Source organism: Affinirhizobium capsici, assembly GCF_977018625.1.
This window is the reverse complement of record NZ_CDRNXD010000004.1, coordinates 43,125-61,632: the sequence shown is the minus strand read 5'-3', so window position 1 is coordinate 61,632 and position 18,508 is coordinate 43,125. Positions and strand designations below refer to the sequence as shown.

Annotated in this window: 15 protein-coding genes; 7 read left to right on the top strand and 8 right to left on the bottom strand. The window is 57.1% G+C overall.

Going from position 1 to position 18,508, the window contains the following annotated elements; all coding sequences use genetic code 11:
* Positions 1-169: 169 nt before the first annotated feature.
* Positions 170-1,681 (top strand): siroheme synthase CysG, encoded by a 1,512-nt coding sequence (gene cysG / locus AC0JZ1_RS03735; RefSeq protein ID WP_471881093.1) that lies wholly within the window; start codon positions 170-172, stop codon positions 1,679-1,681.
* A gap of 1 nt (position 1,682) precedes the next feature.
* Here the strand turns inward: cysG and malQ are convergent, their stop codons facing one another.
* The 4 genes from malQ to AC0JZ1_RS03715 all read right to left on the bottom strand — a co-directional run bounded on the left by malQ (position 1,683) and on the right by AC0JZ1_RS03715 (position 7,647).
* Positions 1,683-3,548 (bottom strand): 4-alpha-glucanotransferase, encoded by a 1,866-nt coding sequence (malQ, locus tag AC0JZ1_RS03730; RefSeq protein WP_471881092.1) that lies wholly within the window; start codon positions 3,546-3,548, stop codon positions 1,683-1,685.
* Entirely contained in the window at positions 3,541-5,310 is a 1,770-nt protein-coding gene (gene treZ, locus AC0JZ1_RS03725; protein ID WP_471881091.1) for a malto-oligosyltrehalose trehalohydrolase, read from the bottom strand. The genes malQ and treZ overlap by 8 nt, the downstream gene beginning before the upstream one ends.
* A 98-nt stretch (positions 5,311-5,408) precedes the next feature.
* A complete protein-coding gene (locus AC0JZ1_RS03720) occupies positions 5,409-6,158 on the bottom strand; it encodes a 2-keto-4-pentenoate hydratase (protein ID WP_471881090.1) in 750 nt (249 codons plus the stop codon).
* Positions 6,159-6,300: 142 nt separating this feature from the next.
* Positions 6,301-7,647, bottom strand: coding sequence for an MFS transporter (locus AC0JZ1_RS03715; protein ID WP_471881089.1), 1,347 nt, complete (start codon positions 7,645-7,647; stop codon positions 6,301-6,303).
* 337 nt (positions 7,648-7,984) lie between these two features.
* On the opposite strand from AC0JZ1_RS03715, the gene cyoA reads away from it, so the two are divergent.
* Genes cyoA through AC0JZ1_RS03685 form a run of 6 tightly spaced genes read left to right on the top strand, consistent with a single transcriptional unit; the run spans position 7,985 to position 13,167 of the window.
* On the top strand, positions 7,985-9,121 hold the full coding sequence (cyoA, locus tag AC0JZ1_RS03710) for a ubiquinol oxidase subunit II (RefSeq protein WP_471881088.1): 1,137 nt from the start codon (positions 7,985-7,987) through the stop codon (positions 9,119-9,121).
* Between the two features lie 32 nt (positions 9,122-9,153).
* Positions 9,154-11,160 carry a cytochrome o ubiquinol oxidase subunit I gene (gene cyoB / locus AC0JZ1_RS03705; RefSeq protein WP_471881087.1) on the top strand — a complete coding sequence of 669 codons (2,007 nt, stop codon included), beginning with the start codon at positions 9,154-9,156 and terminating at the stop codon, positions 11,158-11,160.
* A gap of 5 nt (positions 11,161-11,165) precedes the next feature.
* Positions 11,166-11,786, top strand: coding sequence for a cytochrome o ubiquinol oxidase subunit III (gene cyoC, locus AC0JZ1_RS03700; protein ID WP_471881086.1), 621 nt, complete (start codon positions 11,166-11,168; stop codon positions 11,784-11,786).
* Positions 11,783-12,190 carry a cytochrome o ubiquinol oxidase subunit IV gene (cyoD, locus tag AC0JZ1_RS03695; protein ID WP_471881085.1) on the top strand — a complete coding sequence of 136 codons (408 nt, stop codon included), beginning with the start codon at positions 11,783-11,785 and terminating at the stop codon, positions 12,188-12,190. The genes cyoC and cyoD overlap by 4 nt, the downstream gene beginning before the upstream one ends.
* A gap of 23 nt (positions 12,191-12,213) precedes the next feature.
* Complete coding sequence (locus tag AC0JZ1_RS03690) at positions 12,214-12,939, top strand: SURF1 family protein (protein WP_471881084.1); 726 nt, start codon at positions 12,214-12,216, stop codon at positions 12,937-12,939.
* Between the two features lie 54 nt (positions 12,940-12,993).
* The gene (locus AC0JZ1_RS03685; RefSeq protein WP_471881083.1) at positions 12,994-13,167 is read left to right on the top strand and encodes a hypothetical protein; all 174 of its coding nucleotides are present in this window, start codon (positions 12,994-12,996) and stop codon (positions 13,165-13,167) included.
* A 56-nt stretch (positions 13,168-13,223) separates the two neighbouring features.
* On the opposite strand, the gene AC0JZ1_RS03680 is transcribed toward AC0JZ1_RS03685, so the two are convergent.
* The 4 genes from AC0JZ1_RS03680 to AC0JZ1_RS03665 are packed head-to-tail and all read right to left on the bottom strand — an operon-like array spanning position 13,224 to position 18,506.
* Complete coding sequence (locus AC0JZ1_RS03680) at positions 13,224-15,560, bottom strand: Wzz/FepE/Etk N-terminal domain-containing protein (RefSeq protein ID WP_471881082.1); 2,337 nt, start codon at positions 15,558-15,560, stop codon at positions 13,224-13,226.
* 41 nt (positions 15,561-15,601) lie between these two features.
* Complete coding sequence (locus AC0JZ1_RS03675) at positions 15,602-16,567, bottom strand: glycosyltransferase family 2 protein (RefSeq protein ID WP_471881081.1); 966 nt, start codon at positions 16,565-16,567, stop codon at positions 15,602-15,604.
* Positions 16,564-17,493, bottom strand: a complete 930-nt coding sequence (locus tag AC0JZ1_RS03670) for a glycosyltransferase family 2 protein (RefSeq protein ID WP_471881080.1) — start codon at positions 17,491-17,493, stop codon at positions 16,564-16,566. The genes AC0JZ1_RS03675 and AC0JZ1_RS03670 overlap by 4 nt, the downstream gene beginning before the upstream one ends.
* Positions 17,490-18,506, bottom strand: coding sequence for a glycosyltransferase family 2 protein (locus tag AC0JZ1_RS03665; RefSeq protein WP_471881079.1), 1,017 nt, complete (start codon positions 18,504-18,506; stop codon positions 17,490-17,492). The genes AC0JZ1_RS03670 and AC0JZ1_RS03665 overlap by 4 nt, the downstream gene beginning before the upstream one ends.
* Positions 18,507-18,508: the final 2 nt, after the last annotated feature.

The window sequence follows — 18,508 nt, the reverse complement described above, 5'->3', positions numbered from 1 at the left end:
TTGGATCAGCGGATGCGGATTTTCCAGAAATGGCAAGGTTTTTGCAGTATTATTCCTTGATGGAACGAGCCGCCGAAGGCAATACCAGACGCTTGATCGCTCAACCGAGTATCGATCACTGACACCGCCAAGAACCGCAGGACAACAGAGCCTGGCCGGAGACTGATCAATGGAAGCTTTGCACCCCATGCGCAGCGACAGCAAACGAGCAGGCCTGACCCGTATGGAGCCGCTGGCCAAACTGCCGGTTTTCTTCGCGCTCGATGGAAAGCGTGTCGTGCTGGCAGGCGGTTCCGAAGGCGCTGCCTGGAAGGCGGAGCTTCTTGTGGCCTGCGGGGCACGAGTGGAACTCTACTGTCCATCAGACGAGCTTTCGGAAACTTTCCTGCGGATGCTGGAGGAGGATCGGGCGAAGGTGGAGCCTGCCTTTCAGCACCACGATCACCCCTGGCACATTGGCATTTTCCAAAATGCAGCCATGGCGCTTGGCGATTGCGAGACGGATGATGAAGCTCGTGCCTTCTATTGTGCGGCCAAGGCGGCAGGAGTGCCGGTGAACGTCATCGACAAGCCAGCATTCTGCGAATTTCAGTTTGGCTCCATCGTCAATCGCTCTCCGGTCGTCATTGCCATTTCCACTGATGGTGCCGCCCCTATTCTGGCGCAGGCAATCCGCAGGCGCATTGAAACTCTGCTGCCTCCTTCGCTCAAGGCTTGGGCGGAAGTGGCGCAATCCATTCGCGAGGCTATCAACCTTCGCCTGAAGCCCGGCACAGAGCGGCGAACATTCTGGGAGCGCTTCGTTGATCGAGTGTTTCGGGAAGCACCTGTCGAGGGAACCTCAGGGCAATTGATCGCGGAAGCCCAGAAGATCGCCACCGCACCGGCGCACCAATTAGGACAGGGCCGTGTGACGCTGGTTGGCGCGGGTCCCGGCGATGCAGAGCTTTTGACCCTGAAAGCTGTTCGCGCCCTGCAAGCGGCAGACGTTATTTTGTTTGATGATCTGGTCTCTGCCGATGTGCTGGAACTAGCACGCCGCGAAGCCAAACGCATGTTGGTGGGCAAGCGCGGGGGCCGCGAAAGCTGCAAGCAGGAAGATATCAATGCCACGATGATTTCCCTCGCCAAGTCGGGCAAGCGCGTGGTGCGTCTGAAATCCGGTGACCCGATGATCTTCGGGCGTGCCGGCGAAGAAATTGAGAGCTTGGAGCGCGAAGGTATCGCCGTTGAAGTGGTGCCCGGCGTGACGGCGGCAACAGCTATGGCCGCAAGGCTTGGTGCTTCGCTGACCCATCGGGATCATGCGCAATCGGTGCGGTTCGTGACAGGCCATTCCCGCAAGGGTGAGCTGCCTTCCGACCTGGATTGGGCAAAGCTCGCGGACGCCTCCGTAACGACGATCTTCTACATGGGTGGGCGCACTGCCGCTGCCATTGCCGATAAGCTGACCGGACATGGCATGTCGCCTTCGACACCCGCCGTCATCGTCAGCTCTATCGCCCGGGACGAGGAGCGGCGCTGGGTTGGGCAGCTTCGTGATATGCCCGCTGCCATGGCTGAAATCGGATTCGAGAATCCGGTTCTGCTCGGCATTGGTGACGCCTTCATCAAGGCGCGCACCAACTTCCAGATGGTGATTGAGCCCGTACCCTCTGAGGTCGGTATTCGGCAGGCCTGATCTATCGGGAACGACCCCGCTCATCCTGAAGCGCTGCCACCACGCGCTTCAAAAGCGGAAGCTCAGGCAGTTCATCGAGGTCAGCCGAAAGCCTGGTTTTCCAGTTGGGATGGCTATCGCTCGTACCGGGAATATTGGTTGGTTCTGTTTCCTTGGTCAGATCGGCAAGCCGCACGGCTAGTAACAGGCTTGGAGTACGGGCGAGGAAATGGTGCAGACTGACGATCAGGTCGTCCAGCACAGCCTCATCCAGATCAGTATCATCCGGCTCCGGTGCCGTTAATTCCTCCGCTTGTAAAATGCGCACAAGGTCTTCACGCTCACCGCGTCTCGCCTTGAGATCTTGTTTCGCCAGCTTCTTGGGCACCAGATCATGATCAATGCGGGCTTGAACGTCTGCGCCGATCCACCAGCCGCCAAGCGTTTGATGATCATGCGTCGACACACAGGCAAGTGCCAGCGCTGGATAATCCTCAGCCGGAATGAACCCATGAGCATCCCGCTCATAAGAGAAGATTCGATAGGAAAGAATATTTGCGGCGGCCAGGTCCTGCTTCAAACCGCCGGGCAGATTGCCGAGATCCTCGCCGATCACCAGGCAATGATGGTGGTGCGAAGCTTGTTCCAGAACTTGCAACAGTTCCGCCTTCGGATAATCGACATAGGCCCCTTCCGCAGGCGCATCCTCAAACGGGATCAGGAAAAGGCGGCTGAGTGCCGCAGCATGATCAATACGAATAGCACCTGCATATTGCATGGCGGCATCCAGCATCCGCCGATAGGGAGAGTTTTCACCGCCCGCGATCTTATCCGGTAAAAATGCTGCCAACCGCCAATCCTGCCCGGTGATCGCCCAGGGATCAGGTGGGCCACCAACACTGGCGGAAGATACGTAGATATCCTGCTCGCTCCAGGTTGCGGAGCCATCAAGCGCCTCGCCCACAGCAAGATCAAGATAAAGACCAATACGAAGCCCAGCATTCTGGGCAGCTTCGGCAGCCCCACTCAATTGGAGATGCGCAACCCATTGCAGCCAAATGTGGAAGTCCACCTCTTCCAACCGCGATCTGGCGAATTCATCCACCGCGGCACTGGCAGGGTTTTGAAGTTCATCCGGCCATTTGCGCCAACCGGTGCTTTCACCGCGCTGCGCCATTGCAAACGAAATAACCTCAAACAGCGCGTGGAGATGAAGCGAGCGCCCGCCCTTTTCACGAAACTCCTCGAAGTGTTTCGGCAGAAACCCGTCGGAAGGCGTTTGGCCCGAACGCCAGCGCTTCCAAATTCCGTGCAACGCGCCGAGTTTCAGGTCCGCCAGTTTTTTGTAATTGATCCGCTTCTTACCTCGAAGCTTGGCAGCCCGCTTCTCCGTCTCCTCCTCCGGCTCAAAGCCCGGCACGCGGTCTACAGCGATATAGAGAGGGTTCAACCAGCGACGGTTGGAAGGCTCGTAAGGGCTGCATCGGGCGGGATCGGCCAGGAACGGGGCGTGCAGAGGATTGAGACCGATAAAATCCGCACCCCATTCACCCGCCAACGCAGCGACATCGGCAAGGTCGCCGAAATCTCCAATGCCCCAGTTTCTCTCGGAGCGCAGCTCGTAGAGCTGCAACGAAAGGCCCCATACACGCTCCTTCGAAAGAAACTGAGGCAGGAAACATACCGGTCCATGGGATAGGTCTTCACCATCCACGGTCACATTAAGGGCAGAGAGCAGCTTGCGCTTCGTATCTTGCGTGATTGGCACCTCTGTTCCGTCCGGCTCCGGCCGCGTTGGCGCGATGCCATGCAGTTCGGCGAGTGCATCCAAGGGGGAAGGATGAGGATCAAGCGGCTTCTCATGCTTCTTTTTCGATCCCTCAGCCATGATCGATACTCCAGAAGACCGACCAAGGCTGAATGCTGCTTGCGTCGTAACTGCCAAGTTCGAAAATGACATCACCCTGCAAAGGAGTGGCCGAGGCAGCTTCATTGGAGAGATTGGCAACCAGCCTCAGCGTCCCCCTGGCAAAGGGCCATTCCATCTGAAGCGCCGAACCGCCTGTTTCGAACCTGGCGTCTCCATTGCCACCGGATTTCAAAAGTGGAACGATCTTCTCCCGACGTATCCGCAAAACTTCGGTGTAGAAGTGCAGCATGTCGATTCCAGGCTTCTCAAGCAGTCGCGCCCAATTGAGCTTTGCCTTCTCGAAGGTGTCCCGCGCCGTTGGGTCTGGCAGGTCGTCCGCATCGAAGCCCGGCAGGCGAGACAGTTCCTCCCGCCGCCCCTTGCGCACCTTCTCATTCAAATCCTCGTTGAAGTCACAGAAGAACGGGAACGGCTCATCCGCTCCCCACTCTTCGCCCATGAACAGCATGGGAAGCTGAGGTGCGAGAAGGTAGACAGCAGCGATAGCCTGCATGCGCCGAACCGGCTGGTTGGCGATCATCCGGTCACCCAAGGCACGATTGCCGATCTGGTCGTGGTTCTGCATGAAGGAGATGAAAGCCGTCGGCGGAAGATGTGCGCTGGGCGTGCCGCGTGCCTCGCCGCGATATTCCATCATCTCTCCCTGAAACACAAAGCCTTCAGTGAGCGCCTTGCCAAGTTTGGCCGGATCATCGGCGTAATCCTTGTAATAGCCGAAGGTCTCATCCGTGGCTGCGATGTGCAGGACATGATGGACATCGTCATTCCATTGTGCGGTGAAATAGAGCGGGCGCCCGTGCTCGTCACGCGCCAGAAGACTGCTATCATTGTCTTCATTCTCGACGACCAGATGGATCTGCCGCGCACTGACCGAGGCGCGAACGCGGCGTGCAAGCTCTTTCAAAAGATGCTCGCGACTATCGTCCTTGATGGCGTGCACCGCATCGAGCCGCAACCCATCGAAATGGAAGTCCCGCACCCAGTAAATCGCATTTTCAATCATGAAATCACGAACGGCTTTATTGTTCTCGCCATCGTAGTTGATGCCGTTGCCCCAAGGGGTTTTATGATTTTCGGTGAACAGGGGGGCATAGACAGGCAGATAATTTCCATCTGGTCCGAAGTGGTTATAGACCACATCGAGAAAAACGCAGAGACCTCGTTGATGGGCTGCATCTATCAATGCCATCAGATCTTCCGGGCGACCGTAAGAGCTTTCCGGCGCATAAGGCATCACCCCGTCATAACCCCAGCCGTAATGTCCGGGAAAATCGCTGATCGGCATGATCTGGAGCGCAGTTACCCCAAGTGCCGCGAGATGATCCAGATGTTGGATAGCCGCCTTGAACGTGCCTTCAGGCGTAAATGCCCCAACATGCATTTCATAAAAGACCAGCTCTTCAGCGGGCCTTCCCTTCCACTCCCCGTCTTTCCAAGCATAGGCTGCCAGATCGACCACCTCGCTTGGACCATGCACATCATCCGGCTGGTAGCGGGAGGCAGGGTCCGGCACCTGCATGCCATCTGGCAGGATGAAGCTGTAGCGGGCGCGGGCGCCGACACCGACAACGTCGCATTTGAACCAACCCTCCGCATCCGGCTCCATCTCAACCGGCGCATCGCCTTCTATTTTGAGCTGGATACGGTCGCTCTTGGGAGACCAGAAGCGAAACGTGGTTTCGGAGGGGGAAATGACAGGACCAAATGTGAAATCGGACAAGGGAGCGCGCCTCTGCGTTCAGTGATCGAGCCATTAACTCGTACCTTGGCGCAAAGGTTTCCCCACCGGTTGGTAAATATGAGAGATTGATCAGCGGTTTATTTCAAGTCAATCGACCAGCTGCTGCCGCCAAAAGTTACGCTGACGGATGAGGCAGTCTCGATTGTCGGAGCGCCGGAGAGAGTTCCCGTTGTCACCACCTGTCCGGCTTTCAGATAGCCACCCATCGGCAAGCCCTTATTGGCGCACATGATCACGCTTGCCAGAGGATCTCCGTCGGGGTGCTTCGCGGTGCTATCGAATAAAACCTTGTCGCCATTCGTCAGATAAAGCCCGCCCAGATCCGCAGGTTCGGTCAGCAGAGACCTTGGTATCGCAGGGCCTACCAAATAGCCAAGATTGCTCATCGAATCCGCAAGCAGCAGCGACAGAGCATCGCCTGCCCCGCCGACATAGCGGCTGCGGACGAGTTCAACCCCAATGTTGACGCTGGAAATGGCATCAACGATGTCTTCCCGCCGATAGGGACCTGGCTTCGGTGGCAAGTCGCGACCGAGTGTCATCGCAAGCTCAATTTCCACCTTGATGCCCGGTTGAAAATTGGCGCTTTCTGCATTTGATACGAAGAGGAGAGACGACCCCACGAGATCACCATCGCGAATGGCGAGTTTGAAGCCCTGCGGGCTGGTGCCGCCCAGAGCCGTGAACACAGCTGCCTGAATGCGATAGCCATCGGCAAAATCCGGTCGCGGCAATCCGTCCTTTTCGATCAAAGTGCCTTCGCGCACTGCCGCCACCAAAAGAGACGCAAGTGCGCCCTGTTGCTCAAGATGCATCTGACCTGTCACAGCCAATTCCCTTCATGTTCCCCTAAAGGGATTTGCAATGTCGGACTTGGCAAAGTCAATCTGAAACGTGGCAGAAGGCAGCACATGAAAAGACCGCGGATAAGAAGGCCGCGGTCTCCAGAATGACGGCATTGCAGTGATGTTAGCGATCAGCTGGTGCCTGATGCTCGGAGCTATCCAGGATTCGGCTCAACGTCAGCGCTGCGAAGGTGCAGATCGCGCCGGAAATCAGATAACCACCGATGAAGATGATACCGAACTTCGTTGCAAGCCCAAGCGCCACCAGCGGTGCAAAGCCTGCACCAACCATCCAGGCGAGGTCGGAGGTCAGTGCAGAGCCCGTATACCGATAGGGCAGACTGAAACGTGAAGAGACAGCGCCAGATGCCTGACCGAAAGACAGACCAAGGATGGCAAAGCCGATAATGATATAAGCATCCTGACCCTTGCCGCCGGCATCCAGCAGGAAGGGCGCCGAAAAGCTGAAGATCGCGATGATTACAGCACCTATCATCAATTGACGGCGGCGTCCGATCCGATCGGCAATTGCACCTGAAATCACCACAGAGCCAATGCCGACGAACGCGCCAAGGATCTGCACGAACAGGAATTCACCGGCCGGTTGACCGCCCTTCAACAACACCCAGCTCAGCGGGAAGATCGTTACGAGGTGGAACATGGCAAAACTTGCAAGCGGGGCGAAGGCACCCAGCAGCACCTCACGTCCATGATACTTCAGGGTATCAGTCACCGGTTTCGGCTGCAATTCCAGGCTTTCGAAGAGGCTGCCGAATTCAGGACTTGCGACGATGCGCAGGCGGGCAAAGAGCGCAACGACGTTGATTGCAAATGCCACAAAGAACGGATAGCGCCACCCCCAGGTGAGAAAATCCTGATCACTGAGGCTGGAATAGAAATAGCCGAACAAAGCGCTGGCCAGAGCAAAGCCGATAGGCGCGCCGAGCTGCGGCACCATGGCCCACCAGCCGCGCTCCGATTTCGGCGCATTCAACGCCAGAAGCGATGCCATGCCATCCCAGGCGCCACCGAGCGCGAAACCTTGGCCCAAGCGGAACAGCGCCAGAAACGCCACCGACCACATGCCGATGGTTTCATAGCCTGGCAAAAACGCCATGCAAACGGTTGAACCGCCCAGCAGGAAGAGGGCAATGGTGAGTTTCGTGCCGCGACCGTAATTGCGGTCGATCCAGATGAACACCAAAGAGCCGATGGGGCGCGCGAGGAAGGCGAGAGAGAATACAGCGAAGGAGTAGAGCGTTGCAGTGATGGGATCTGCGGCGAAGGAAAAGATCAGCCGTGGAAAAACCAGCACGGACGCGAGGCCATAGACGAAGAAATCGAAGAACTCCGACATGCGACCAATGATCACACCAATTGCAATGCTACCGGGAGATAGCGGCTTGTCATCGTGCATCTTGCGCGCGTCGCGCTCAAACTCTGCGGATGTCGGATGACCGGCTATAGACATGGATGCACTCCTCATATGCGGCGAATGGTCGCCTCCCCAAGACAGAGGATGATGCAATTTCGGCACATATCAAGTGTGCTTTTGCGTTCGACGGTAAATTTATGCTTTAGAATGGCCTTCACGAGTTCTGGTTTTTGCCTATCTTCAAGGTTGCAGAGGCAACGCACAAACCTCTGGCTAAGCTTCGCCTGTTCATTTGTAGGGTATTGCGCATTGGAGCCCAGGGGTCTATTGCGCCGCACTATCCGTTTTTTGCACTGCGACGAAAGACCTCATAGAGAGCTTCGTCTCGGTGCTTTAGTCGCAAGTAGACAAAACGCAAATTTCGAACTGAAAGATGCCACGGTTAATGGAACTCATTCGCCGGCTTAGTGCCCTCACTCTCTTGCTCGCCCTTTCGGGCTGCGACCTCGTGGTCATGTCGCCCTCGGGTGACATTGCCGTTCAGCAACGCGATCTCATCATCGTTTCGGTGGTGTTGATGCTGCTGATCATCATTCCGGTCATCTGCCTCACGCTCTATTTTGCGTGGCATTACCGGCGCTCCAACATCAATGCCAAGTACGATCCGGAATGGCATCACTCCACCCGTCTGGAAGTGGTCATCTGGGCTGCACCTCTGGCTATCATCATTGCGCTTGGCGCGGTGACATGGGTGAGCACGCATAAGCTTGACCCCTATCGCCCGCTGGACCGTATCGATGCGCAGCGCCCGGTCACCCCGGAAGTGAAGCCCATTACCATCGAGGTGGTGGCGCTTGATTGGAAGTGGCTGTTCCTTTACCCGGAACAGGGCATTGCGACGGTAAACGAGATTGCCGCCCCCATCGATCGGCCAATCGAGTTCAAGATCACCGGTTCGACCGTCATGAACTCCTTCTACATTCCAGCCCTTGCCGGCCAGATCTATGCGATGCCGGGAATGCAGACCAAGCTGCACGCGGTCATGAACAAGGAAGGCGTTTATGAAGGCTTCTCCGCAAACTACAGCGGCGACGGCTTCTCCGGCATGCGCTTCAAGTTTCATGGCATGTCGAACGATGCATTCGGACAATGGGTCGCAGGTGTAAAGAACCAGGGATCCGCCTTGAACCGCGACACGTATCTAAAGCTTGAGCGTCCGAGTTCACGCGTTCCCGTGACCTATTACTCGAGCGTCGAAAACGGTCTCTTCAACGCGATCCTCCATCTTTGCGTGAAGCCCGGCCAGATGTGCACCAGCGAAATGATGCAGATCGACACCATGGGCGGCGCAGGCAAGGAAAGCGAAGAGAACCGCAAGCGCCTTGAATACGATACACGCTGGAGCGACAGCGCGGGCGCCGGTGCGACACACCCGGCCACTGGCCATGGAGCCAAGGAACCGGCCCAGGCCGAAGGCGTGAACGCGCCAGCCGAAGCGACCGAGGGACATGACGGCCACGAAGGCCATGGTGTGGCCCCCGATCAGCTCAACACAACACCAAAGCCTTGAACGGCTGGCTGGACAGGTAATTGGAAGCTGCCATGTTTACGAACACAAACCTGATGGAATTCATTTTCGGACGGTTATCATGGGATTCTCTCGCATTCACCCATGAACCGATCCTGCTGGTGACCTTCATCGCAGTCATCCTCGGCGGCCTCGCAGTCGTGGGTGCCATCTCCTACTTCCGCCTCTGGGGCTATCTCTGGAACGACTGGTTCACCAGCGTTGACCACAAGAAGATCGGCATCATGTATGTCATCCTCTCATTGGTCATGTTGCTGCGCGGCTTTGCCGATGCGGTGATGATGCGCACGCAGCAGGCAATGGCCTTCGGCGCCAATGAAGGCTATCTGCCGCCAAACCATTACGACCAGATCTTCACCGCCCACGGCGTGATCATGATCTTCTTCTTCGCCATGCCATTGGTGACGGGTGTCATGAACTATGTCGTGCCGTTGCAGATCGGCGCGCGTGACGTGTCCTTCCCTTTCCTGAACAACTTCTCGTTCTGGATGACGACGGCTGGCGCGATCATCATCATGATTTCGCTTTTCGTTGGTGAATTTGCCCGTACTGGCTGGCTGGCCTATCCGCCACTTTCCGGCGCGGATTATTCTCCGGGTGTAGGCGTCGATTATTACATCTGGGGTCTACAGGTCGCCGGTATCGGAACCACCCTCTCAGGTATCAACCTGATTGCGACCATCGTGAAAATGCGTGCACCTGGCATGACCATGATGAAGATGCCAATCTTCACCTGGACCTCGCTCTGCACCAACGTCCTGATCGTTGCCTCCTTCCCGATTCTCACGGCTACCCTCGTTCTTCTCACCCTTGACCGCTACGTTGGTACAAACTTCTTCACCAACGATCTCGGCGGCAACCCGATGATGTATGTCAACCTCATCTGGATCTGGGGTCACCCGGAAGTTTACATCCTTATTCTCCCGGCCTTCGGTATCTTCTCCGAAATCGTGTCGACCTTCTCCGGCAAGCGCCTGTTTGGCTATGCCTCTATGGTCTACGCTACGGTCGTCATCACCATCCTGTCCTATCTGGTGTGGCTGCACCACTTCTTCACCATGGGTTCGGGCGCCAGCGTGAACGCCTTCTTCGGCATCACGACCATGATTATCTCGATCCCCACGGGCGCGAAGATCTTCAACTGGCTCTTCACCATGTATCGCGGTCGCATTCGCTATGAAGTGCCGATGTACTGGACGATTGGCTTCATGGTAACTTTCGTCATCGGCGGCATGACCGGCGTTATGCTGGCCGTTCCTCCGGCAGACTTCGTGCTGCACAACTCGCTGTTCCTGATCGCCCACTTCCATAACGTCATCATCGGCGGCGTGGTGTTCGGCTTGCTGGCGGGCATCAACTTCTGGTTCCCCAAGGCGTTTGGCTACAAGCTCGATCCGTTCTGGGGCAAGATGTCCTTCTGGTTCTGGCTGATCGGCTTCTACTTCGCCTTCATGCCGCTTTATGTACTTGGCCTGATGGGCGTGACACGCCGCGTCAACCATTTCGAAGATGCATCCTTGCAGATCTGGTTCGTCATCGCTGCATTCGGTGCATTCCTGATTGCGCTTGGCATTGCCTCCTTCGTCATCCAGCTCGTCGTCAGCTTCTTCAAGCGCGAGCAGCTGCGTGACACGACAGGCGATCCGTGGAATGGCCGTACGCTGGAATGGTCTACCTCGTCTCCACCGCCGGAATATAACTTCGCGTTCACGCCGGTGGTTCATGACCACGACAGCTGGTACGACATGAAGAACCGTGGCTATGTGCGTCCGCTGGAAGGCTTCAAGCCGATCCACATGCCGAAGAACACCGGCACGGGCGTCATCATCTCCGCTCTCAGCATTACGCTGGCCTTCGGTCTCATCTGGTACATGTGGTGGATGGCTGCGCTGTCGTTCCTCGGCATCCTGGTGGTCTCTATCGCTCATACCTTCAACTACAAGCGCGATTACTACATTCCGGCTGAAACCGTGGTTGCCACGGAAGATGCACGGACCAAGCAGCTTGCAGAACAGGCCTGATAACCATGAGTAACACCCAAGCCGTCTCGACCGAGAAGCCGGAATTCTACCTGACCGAGGAACATCACCCGGAAAGCAGCACCATGCTGGGCTTCTGGATCTACCTCATGAGCGACTGCCTGATGTTCGCAGTGCTCTTTGCCACCTATGCCGTGCTCGGCCGCAATTATGCGGCCGGCCCCTCGCCTGCCGATCTCTTTGATCTACAGCTGGTCGCCATCAACACCGCCATGCTGCTGTTCTCCTCCATCACCTATGGCTTTGCCATGCTGCGGATGGAAAAGAACGACAAGTCTGGCACGCTGATTTGGCTTGCCATCACTGGCCTCTTTGGTCTCGCCTTCCTCGGGCTCGAACTCTATGAGTTCAATCACCTGATCCACGAAGGCGCTGGCCCAACCCGCTCGGCCTTCCTGTCCGCCTTCTTCACGCTGGTCGGCACGCACGGTCTGCACGTCACCTTCGGCTGCATCTGGCTGGTGACACTGATGACGCAGGTTGCCAAACATGGCCTCATCGAAGCCAATCGCCGCCGCCTGATGTGCCTCTCCATGTTCTGGCACTTCCTGGACGTGGTCTGGATTGGCGTCTTCTCCCTCGTCTACCTGATTGGAGTTCTCGGATGAGCTCGAACCCTCACGCGCCAGCGCACGAAAGCGCGCACAACACGCATCATGGGCACAGCCACGGGCATGAAGCGGCTCATGGCAGCTTCAAGAGCTACATGACGGGCTTCATCCTGTCGGTCATCCTCACGGCAATCCCGTTCTGGTTGGTCATGGGCGATGTCCTGAGCAGCAAGGTGGCAACCGCCATCGCCATCATGGGTCTCGGAGCCGTGCAGATCGTGGTTCACATGATCTACTTCCTGCACATGAACTCAAAATCTGAAGGCGGCTGGACCATGCTGGCGCTGATCTTCACGATCATCATCGTTGTTATCGCGCTCTCCGGTTCGCTCTGGGTCATGCATCACTTGAACACCAACATGATGCCGATGAACCCGGACATGATGATGAACATGCCCTGACCGGGCGTCAAAAGAGAATGACAATGAACGAGGCTCGTCCCACACCTGCAAAGCGACACACCGTCTTTGCGGCGGTCATGGCGGGCCTCGTTCTCGTTTTCTTGGGCCTCGGCACCTGGCAGGTGCAGCGGCTGTTCTGGAAGCTGGATCTCATCGCCCGCGTCGACGCGCGCGTTCATGCAGTGCCCGTTCCCGCACCCATGGGAAGCGCCTGGCCCTCGATCAACCAGGCAAATGACGAATACAGACATGTGACCGTGAGCGGACGCTTTCTGAATGATAAGGAAACTTTGGTTCAAGCCGTCACGGAGCGCGGGCCCGGCTTTTGGGTGATCACACCGCTGATGACAGAAGATGGCGCAACGGTCCTTATCAATCGCGGCTACGTGCCCTCCGAAAAACGCTCCCCTGCCAGCCGTAGTGAGCCCCAACGAAATGAGCCGGTCCAAATAATTGGCCTGCTGCGACTGACCGAGCCCGGCGGAGGCTTCCTGCGATCGAACGATCCTGCCGGTGACAAGTGGTACTCCCGTGATGTTCAAGCGATTGCCCAGAGCCGTCAGCTTCAAAATGTAGCTCCTTACTTTATCGATGCAGATGCTACTCCCAATCCAAGCGGGCTTCCTGTCGGCGGCTTGACCGTGGTTAAATTTCGCAACAGCCATCTGGTCTATGCGCTCACATGGTATGCGCTGGCTGCCATGTCTGCCTGCGCGGTTTATTTCCTTCTTCGCAAAAAAGCAGATTGAAACTCTGAAGTTCGGTCACGGTTAGCCTGCTGGATAGTGAAAGCAGCGAGAGCCATGACCAGACCAGACAACGACCCGATTACGAGCCCGGAAGACAGCGCAGCTCAAGCGGACCGCAAGCAGAATGCCGGCCGCGGCATTGTTACCTTCTTCATCATTTTCGCCGCTGGTGCTTTTGCCATGTACTTGTTCGTCATCTTCTACGGCGCGATCACGGGCTCAAATTAAAAAAATGCCAGCGGCCTGATGACCGCTGGCTTACTCTGTCGAGAGGCTAAGCAGCGTTAGATTGCTGCTGGCTCGTCGGCGCGATAAGGCGTGCCGCTCATGCGAAAACGTTCTGGCGCACCGGCTTCGGCAAATTTCGGCAGCTCGTCCATATCCGTCTTGTTGAGAATGACGCCGGCCACCTTGGACGAGATTGTCAGTTCCGACTCCAGCAGGTTCTGCACCAGCTTCACCGGTGTTTCGCCCCATTCAACCACCATGAGATAGCTGTCGACATGCGGAGCGAAGGCCTTCGCATCGATGGCGGGAACGAGCGGCGCAAGGTCCACGACCACGTAATCGAAGCGGCCATTCACCGTCTCCATCAACCGGCCCATATCTGCTGAAGCCAAGAGGTCACTCGTATGCGGCATGGCCTTGTTGCGCGAGGCAATTGGCAGAACCGCGAGCTTGGCGGCGGCATCAAGCGTGATGGCGCTCGTCCACGGCGCTTCGCCCCGCAGAACTTCCATGAGGCCGTTCGGCGGCTCTGTTCCCAGAACGCCACTCGACGCGCGATTGTAGCTATCGGCATCAATGAGCAGAGTGCGCTTGTTCATGGCACTCAGCAGCACCGCCAAGTTGGCGGCAACCACCGACTTGCCCTCATTTGGCAGCGCTGAGACAACACCAATGACACGGCAAGCCCGGTTAGGCGTTGCCAGATCACAGGCAAGCTTGGCATTGCGCAACGTTTCGGCAAAGCCCGAGCGCGGATAATCGGCAGCAATGCGCATCAGCTTGCGAGTAAATTCATCAGTGACGGATGGATCAACCGGCAGAGACACATCCGTGGACGCGTTTCCGCCATTCTCTTCTTTCTTCGGCGCAGCGCTTGCGCGCTTGATAAGTGGCAAATATCCAAGAAAGCGCTGACCCAGACGGTTACGGACATCCTGGCCCAGACGGAAACCACGTTCCCGCAATTCCTGCACCGCTGCAATGCCACCACCGGCAAAGAGGCCAAGCACAACGGCAAGCGCCATGGTCAGCGTCTTCTTCGGGTTTGAAGGTGCACTTGGAATACCGGCACTGGAGATAACCCGGGCTTTCGCAATCGGGAAGGATTGCTGCTGGGTCGCCTGCTCGAAGCGGTTGAGGTAAGACTGATAAAGCTGCTTTAGCGAATCCGCTCTCTGCTCCAGTTCCCGAAGCTGGATGAGAGACACATTGGCCTCGGAGTTGCGGCCAGCCAGCTTGTCGATGCTGCTACGAAGCGAGGTTTCGCGTGAGTTGGCCACGTCGAACTCGTTCTTGAAGCCCGATGTCATCTGCTGCAATTCGCGATAGATCTGCTGCCCGATATCCGCCTTTTGCGTTTCCAGAAGCTTTGCCTGCGGGTGATCTGGACCGTACTGATCGACAATTGAGCGTTCACGCTCATTGGCAGCCTGATAACGGCGACGCAAATCCTGAATGACGGAGTTATCCGTTTCCTTGGTAGAGACAACGGCATTGTTCACTGCGGATTCCGCGCCTTGATCAATGATGGCCTTGTATTGCTGGTAGCGCGCCGAAGCGGTGGCTGTATCGGCCTGGGCCACGATCAACTGGCTTGTCAGGTCGGCCAGCTGCTGGGAGGACAACAGTTCACCGCGTGGTGAGATCAAATTGTTCTTGATCTTGTACTGCTCAACAGCCATCGCCGCTTCCTTCGAGCGCTTGTTGAGATCGCCCATGCGCTGCTGCAGCCAGTTGGAAGCGCGTTCGGTCGCCTCGAAATTGGCATTCAACTGCTCGGATACGTAGCCATCCGCATAGGCCTTGGCGATCTGCGCCGCCAGAAGCGGCTCCGGTGCCTGGACAGACAGATTGATCACGGAACTGCGGCCTTCGCGGTCGGCACTCAGAACCTGTTGCAGCATGGCTGCAGCCTTTTCCCGCTTGCCGTTTGCTTCATCCTGCGCAGAGACCGGCGGCTTTGCGGGCTTCAGGAGGCCGATGATGCTTTTGACCGAGCTTTTCGCCAGTCCGATGGGCGACTGTGGCGGATCGACGAACAGCTCATTATCCGCAAGCTTCATCTGGTCCACGACGCGAAGGGCGAGCGCCTTCGACTTCATGATCTCGACAGCGCTGGCAATGCGGTTATCGATCTGCTGCGCCGTTTGCGGGGTTTCTTCCTGCTCGGCATACCGCGACAGGTTATCGTCGATCAAAATCTGCGTGGCCGCCGTATAGGTCGGCGGTGTCATGAACAGGAAAAGGCCCGCCAGAATGACCGCCGCGACAACGCAGAGAATGATCAGACGGGTGCGCCGCATGATGGCGGAGAACAGCCGGTCCAGATCGATGAAGGCATCCGCATCGCGGCTGGACGTCTGGAACGTCGAACGAAGGTTGATGTGATCCATCAGTCTATCCTTTCTTCACCCGCTCCGGGCAAAGGGAATGTTCACGACGAAGCTCGTCCGGCGGGGCCGGCAAAGTTCATGAGACGGCGCATGCGGGCCGCAATTGGCATCTTCAAATGGCGCACTGCCCGCGGTTGGGCAATGGCCACGCGAAGGCACCCTGCCACCGAGCCGCGCTTTATCTCCTCCACCAACGCAAGAAACGCGCCAGCCTCCTTTAAGCTCCGGCTGCGGCACTTCTGAGCCTCCAAAGCCTCTCTATCCAGATCGTACCGGGCGACAAAGCGCCGATCTCCCTCGATCATGGCCTCCACATGCTTCGGCTCCAACACGCGGGAAATCGAGCCTTCCCGAATGTGATAGATATAGCCGGGTTTCGGCTCTATGGCGCAGCCCCCGCCGCAGGCGAGAGCAGAGGCCAAGAGCAGATAATCCTCCCCAATGCGCAAACCTTCATCGAACCGCAGCGCATGACGGTTCAGAAAGTCACGTTCGAACATCGGCTTCATGTAGCCGAAGTTATAAGTCGATTTGAAAATCACGTTCGAATCGATGAATGCAGCCAGTGTCATCGCTGGTACCTGCTGCAAGACATGTTCCGGGAACATCGTGACCGCCGGATCGCCGGGTTTAAGCACCCGCAGATTATCGACAACGATTTGCGCATCCATTCGGCCTGCCCTTGCAATCATACGGGTCGAGCGATCGGGCAGAATTTCATCGTCGGAATCGAGCACCGCAATCCAGCGGCCAAGGGCTGCATCAATGCCCGCATTTCTTGCAGCAGCCGGGCCGCCATTCACCTCACGCTCAATCAGGCGAACCCTTGGATCACCGAAATAGCGTACAAGTTCTGCTGTACCGTCAGAGGATTTATCGTCCACCACCACGATTTCTACTGCGACACCTGTCTGTGCCAGCGCGCTCTCAATGGCACGCCCAATTGTTTCGCGCGCGTTGTAGGCAGCGATGACAAAGCTGACATCGGGTCCGACGGGTTCGATCATGCAGCCTCCATCGAGCCATATTGGCGTATTTCACGCACACCAAGCAGGCCGCTCAATACGCCGAAATGAAGCGCCGTGCGCAACTGATAGGCCCGGCGTTTGACGGGTGAGAGATAAAATAGAAGGGCAGCGCCAGCACAGAAGCCAGCTTTCATGGCTGCAAGGCCAAACTGCGTCAGCCGCGCCAGGCCGGAATGCTTCTCCCCCAAAATCCGCCCATGCGTCTGGCCGGAACGGAAGCGCCGCTTGAGAAGCCAGCCAAAGCTCTCGCGCTTGCGCGGCACCGGCTCTGTGAGTTCTGCTTTTTGCGAAAAGGCGATATGGCCACCGGCATCTGTGACTTGAGTGAAGAAGTGCGTATCTTCCCCGCCGCTCTGGCCGAGCGAAAGCTCAAAACGGCGTCCGCGCACATGGGGCGAGCGCATGTCGAGAAGTACATTGCAGGTATAGCCGGTCAGAATTTGCGAGCCTACCCAGACCGGAAGTGTGGAATGGAAATCGCCATCCTTCATCCAGATCGGCGCACCCTCACCGTAGATCGCTTTGACCGGACCCAGAACGGCATCGGCATTTGTCGCGGAAGCCGTTGCCAGAAGCTCATCCAGCCATTGCGCAGGCGCAATCTCATCGTCGTCAATAAAGGCCAGAAAATCACCCTTGCTCGCAGACAGGCAGGCATTACGGGCGATGGAAATGTTCGATTTCGGGCAATGCACGTAGGTAATGGGAAACGGCGAGCGAGGCTTTAAAGCCTCTACCAATGCCTGCGCCGTAGGTTCCGCATCATTATCCGCGACAATCAGGTTCACTCGAACACCTGCCGGAACAACCTGCCGAAAAAGAGACAGCAGAGTGGCTTCCAGTTCTGGGCGGCGAAAGGTGCAGATGCCGACATCCACATGGAGAATGGATTGATCCCAGGTCATACAAGCGCCCTCCTCTGACGTCCCGAAACGAGTTCAAGCCAGAAGCCTGCCGACCATGCGGCATGCATGATCATCGCGGAGATGGCCGCAAGCGGACCAAGCGCGTTTTTCTGAGAGAGAGCGATCCAAAATCCATAGGCGAGACAGGCTGCGGCCCAAAGCGCGAGCGGCACGAGTGCAATCCAGTGGAAGACACTCAAAAATGCAAAGAGAATGACAGGAACCACAGCCAGAGGCAGTGCTTGACGAAGCTTGGGCCGAGCCTTGTGTTTCAAAAGGTTGCGCGCTCGTCCACGGCCATAGCCAAGATACTGGCGAAACAGCGGGTAAGGCGCAGAACGTGGGTAGTAGATCATAAAGGTTTTGGAAGTCATCCAGATCCTGAAACCCGCCTTGCGCAGGCGAAAATCAAGCTCTGCATCTTCGTTATGCGTGAAGGCGGGGTCATAGCCACCGACGGTACTGAAGGCTTCGATCCGCATAAGCGCATGATGCCCGTGATCGATCCAATGGCCCACGGCGCCATCGCGGTGCTTGGAACCGCCATTGCCGAGCTTGGAGTTTTGCGCCACGGCAGTTGCCTTTTGGAAAGAGCCAAAGCCAACGGTCTTCATACCGACGACGACGGAATCCGCACCCGTATCGACCGTCTCCTGAAGCAGGGTCTGGCAGTAATCATCCGGGTAATCGCCATGGGCATCGATACGGATGAGGTAATCTCGCCCATCGCCGAATTGCTTGACAGCCAGATTGACCGCAGCGCTTTGGATACGCTCCGGATTATGCAGAAGGACGACCCCGGGAACCTGTTCAGCCACGAGGGAAACGATTGCCTGCGTGCCATCGGCGCTGCCGCCATCTGCCACCACGATCAGCATGTCATGATTGCCACGGCCTGCCGCCAGCTTCATCAGAAGCGGCTCGATATGGCGCGCCTCATTAAGGCATGGAATGACCACAAGCACTTTCATATCGGGCAATACCGGCATCTCAGGCAGGATCGGCGACGACATAC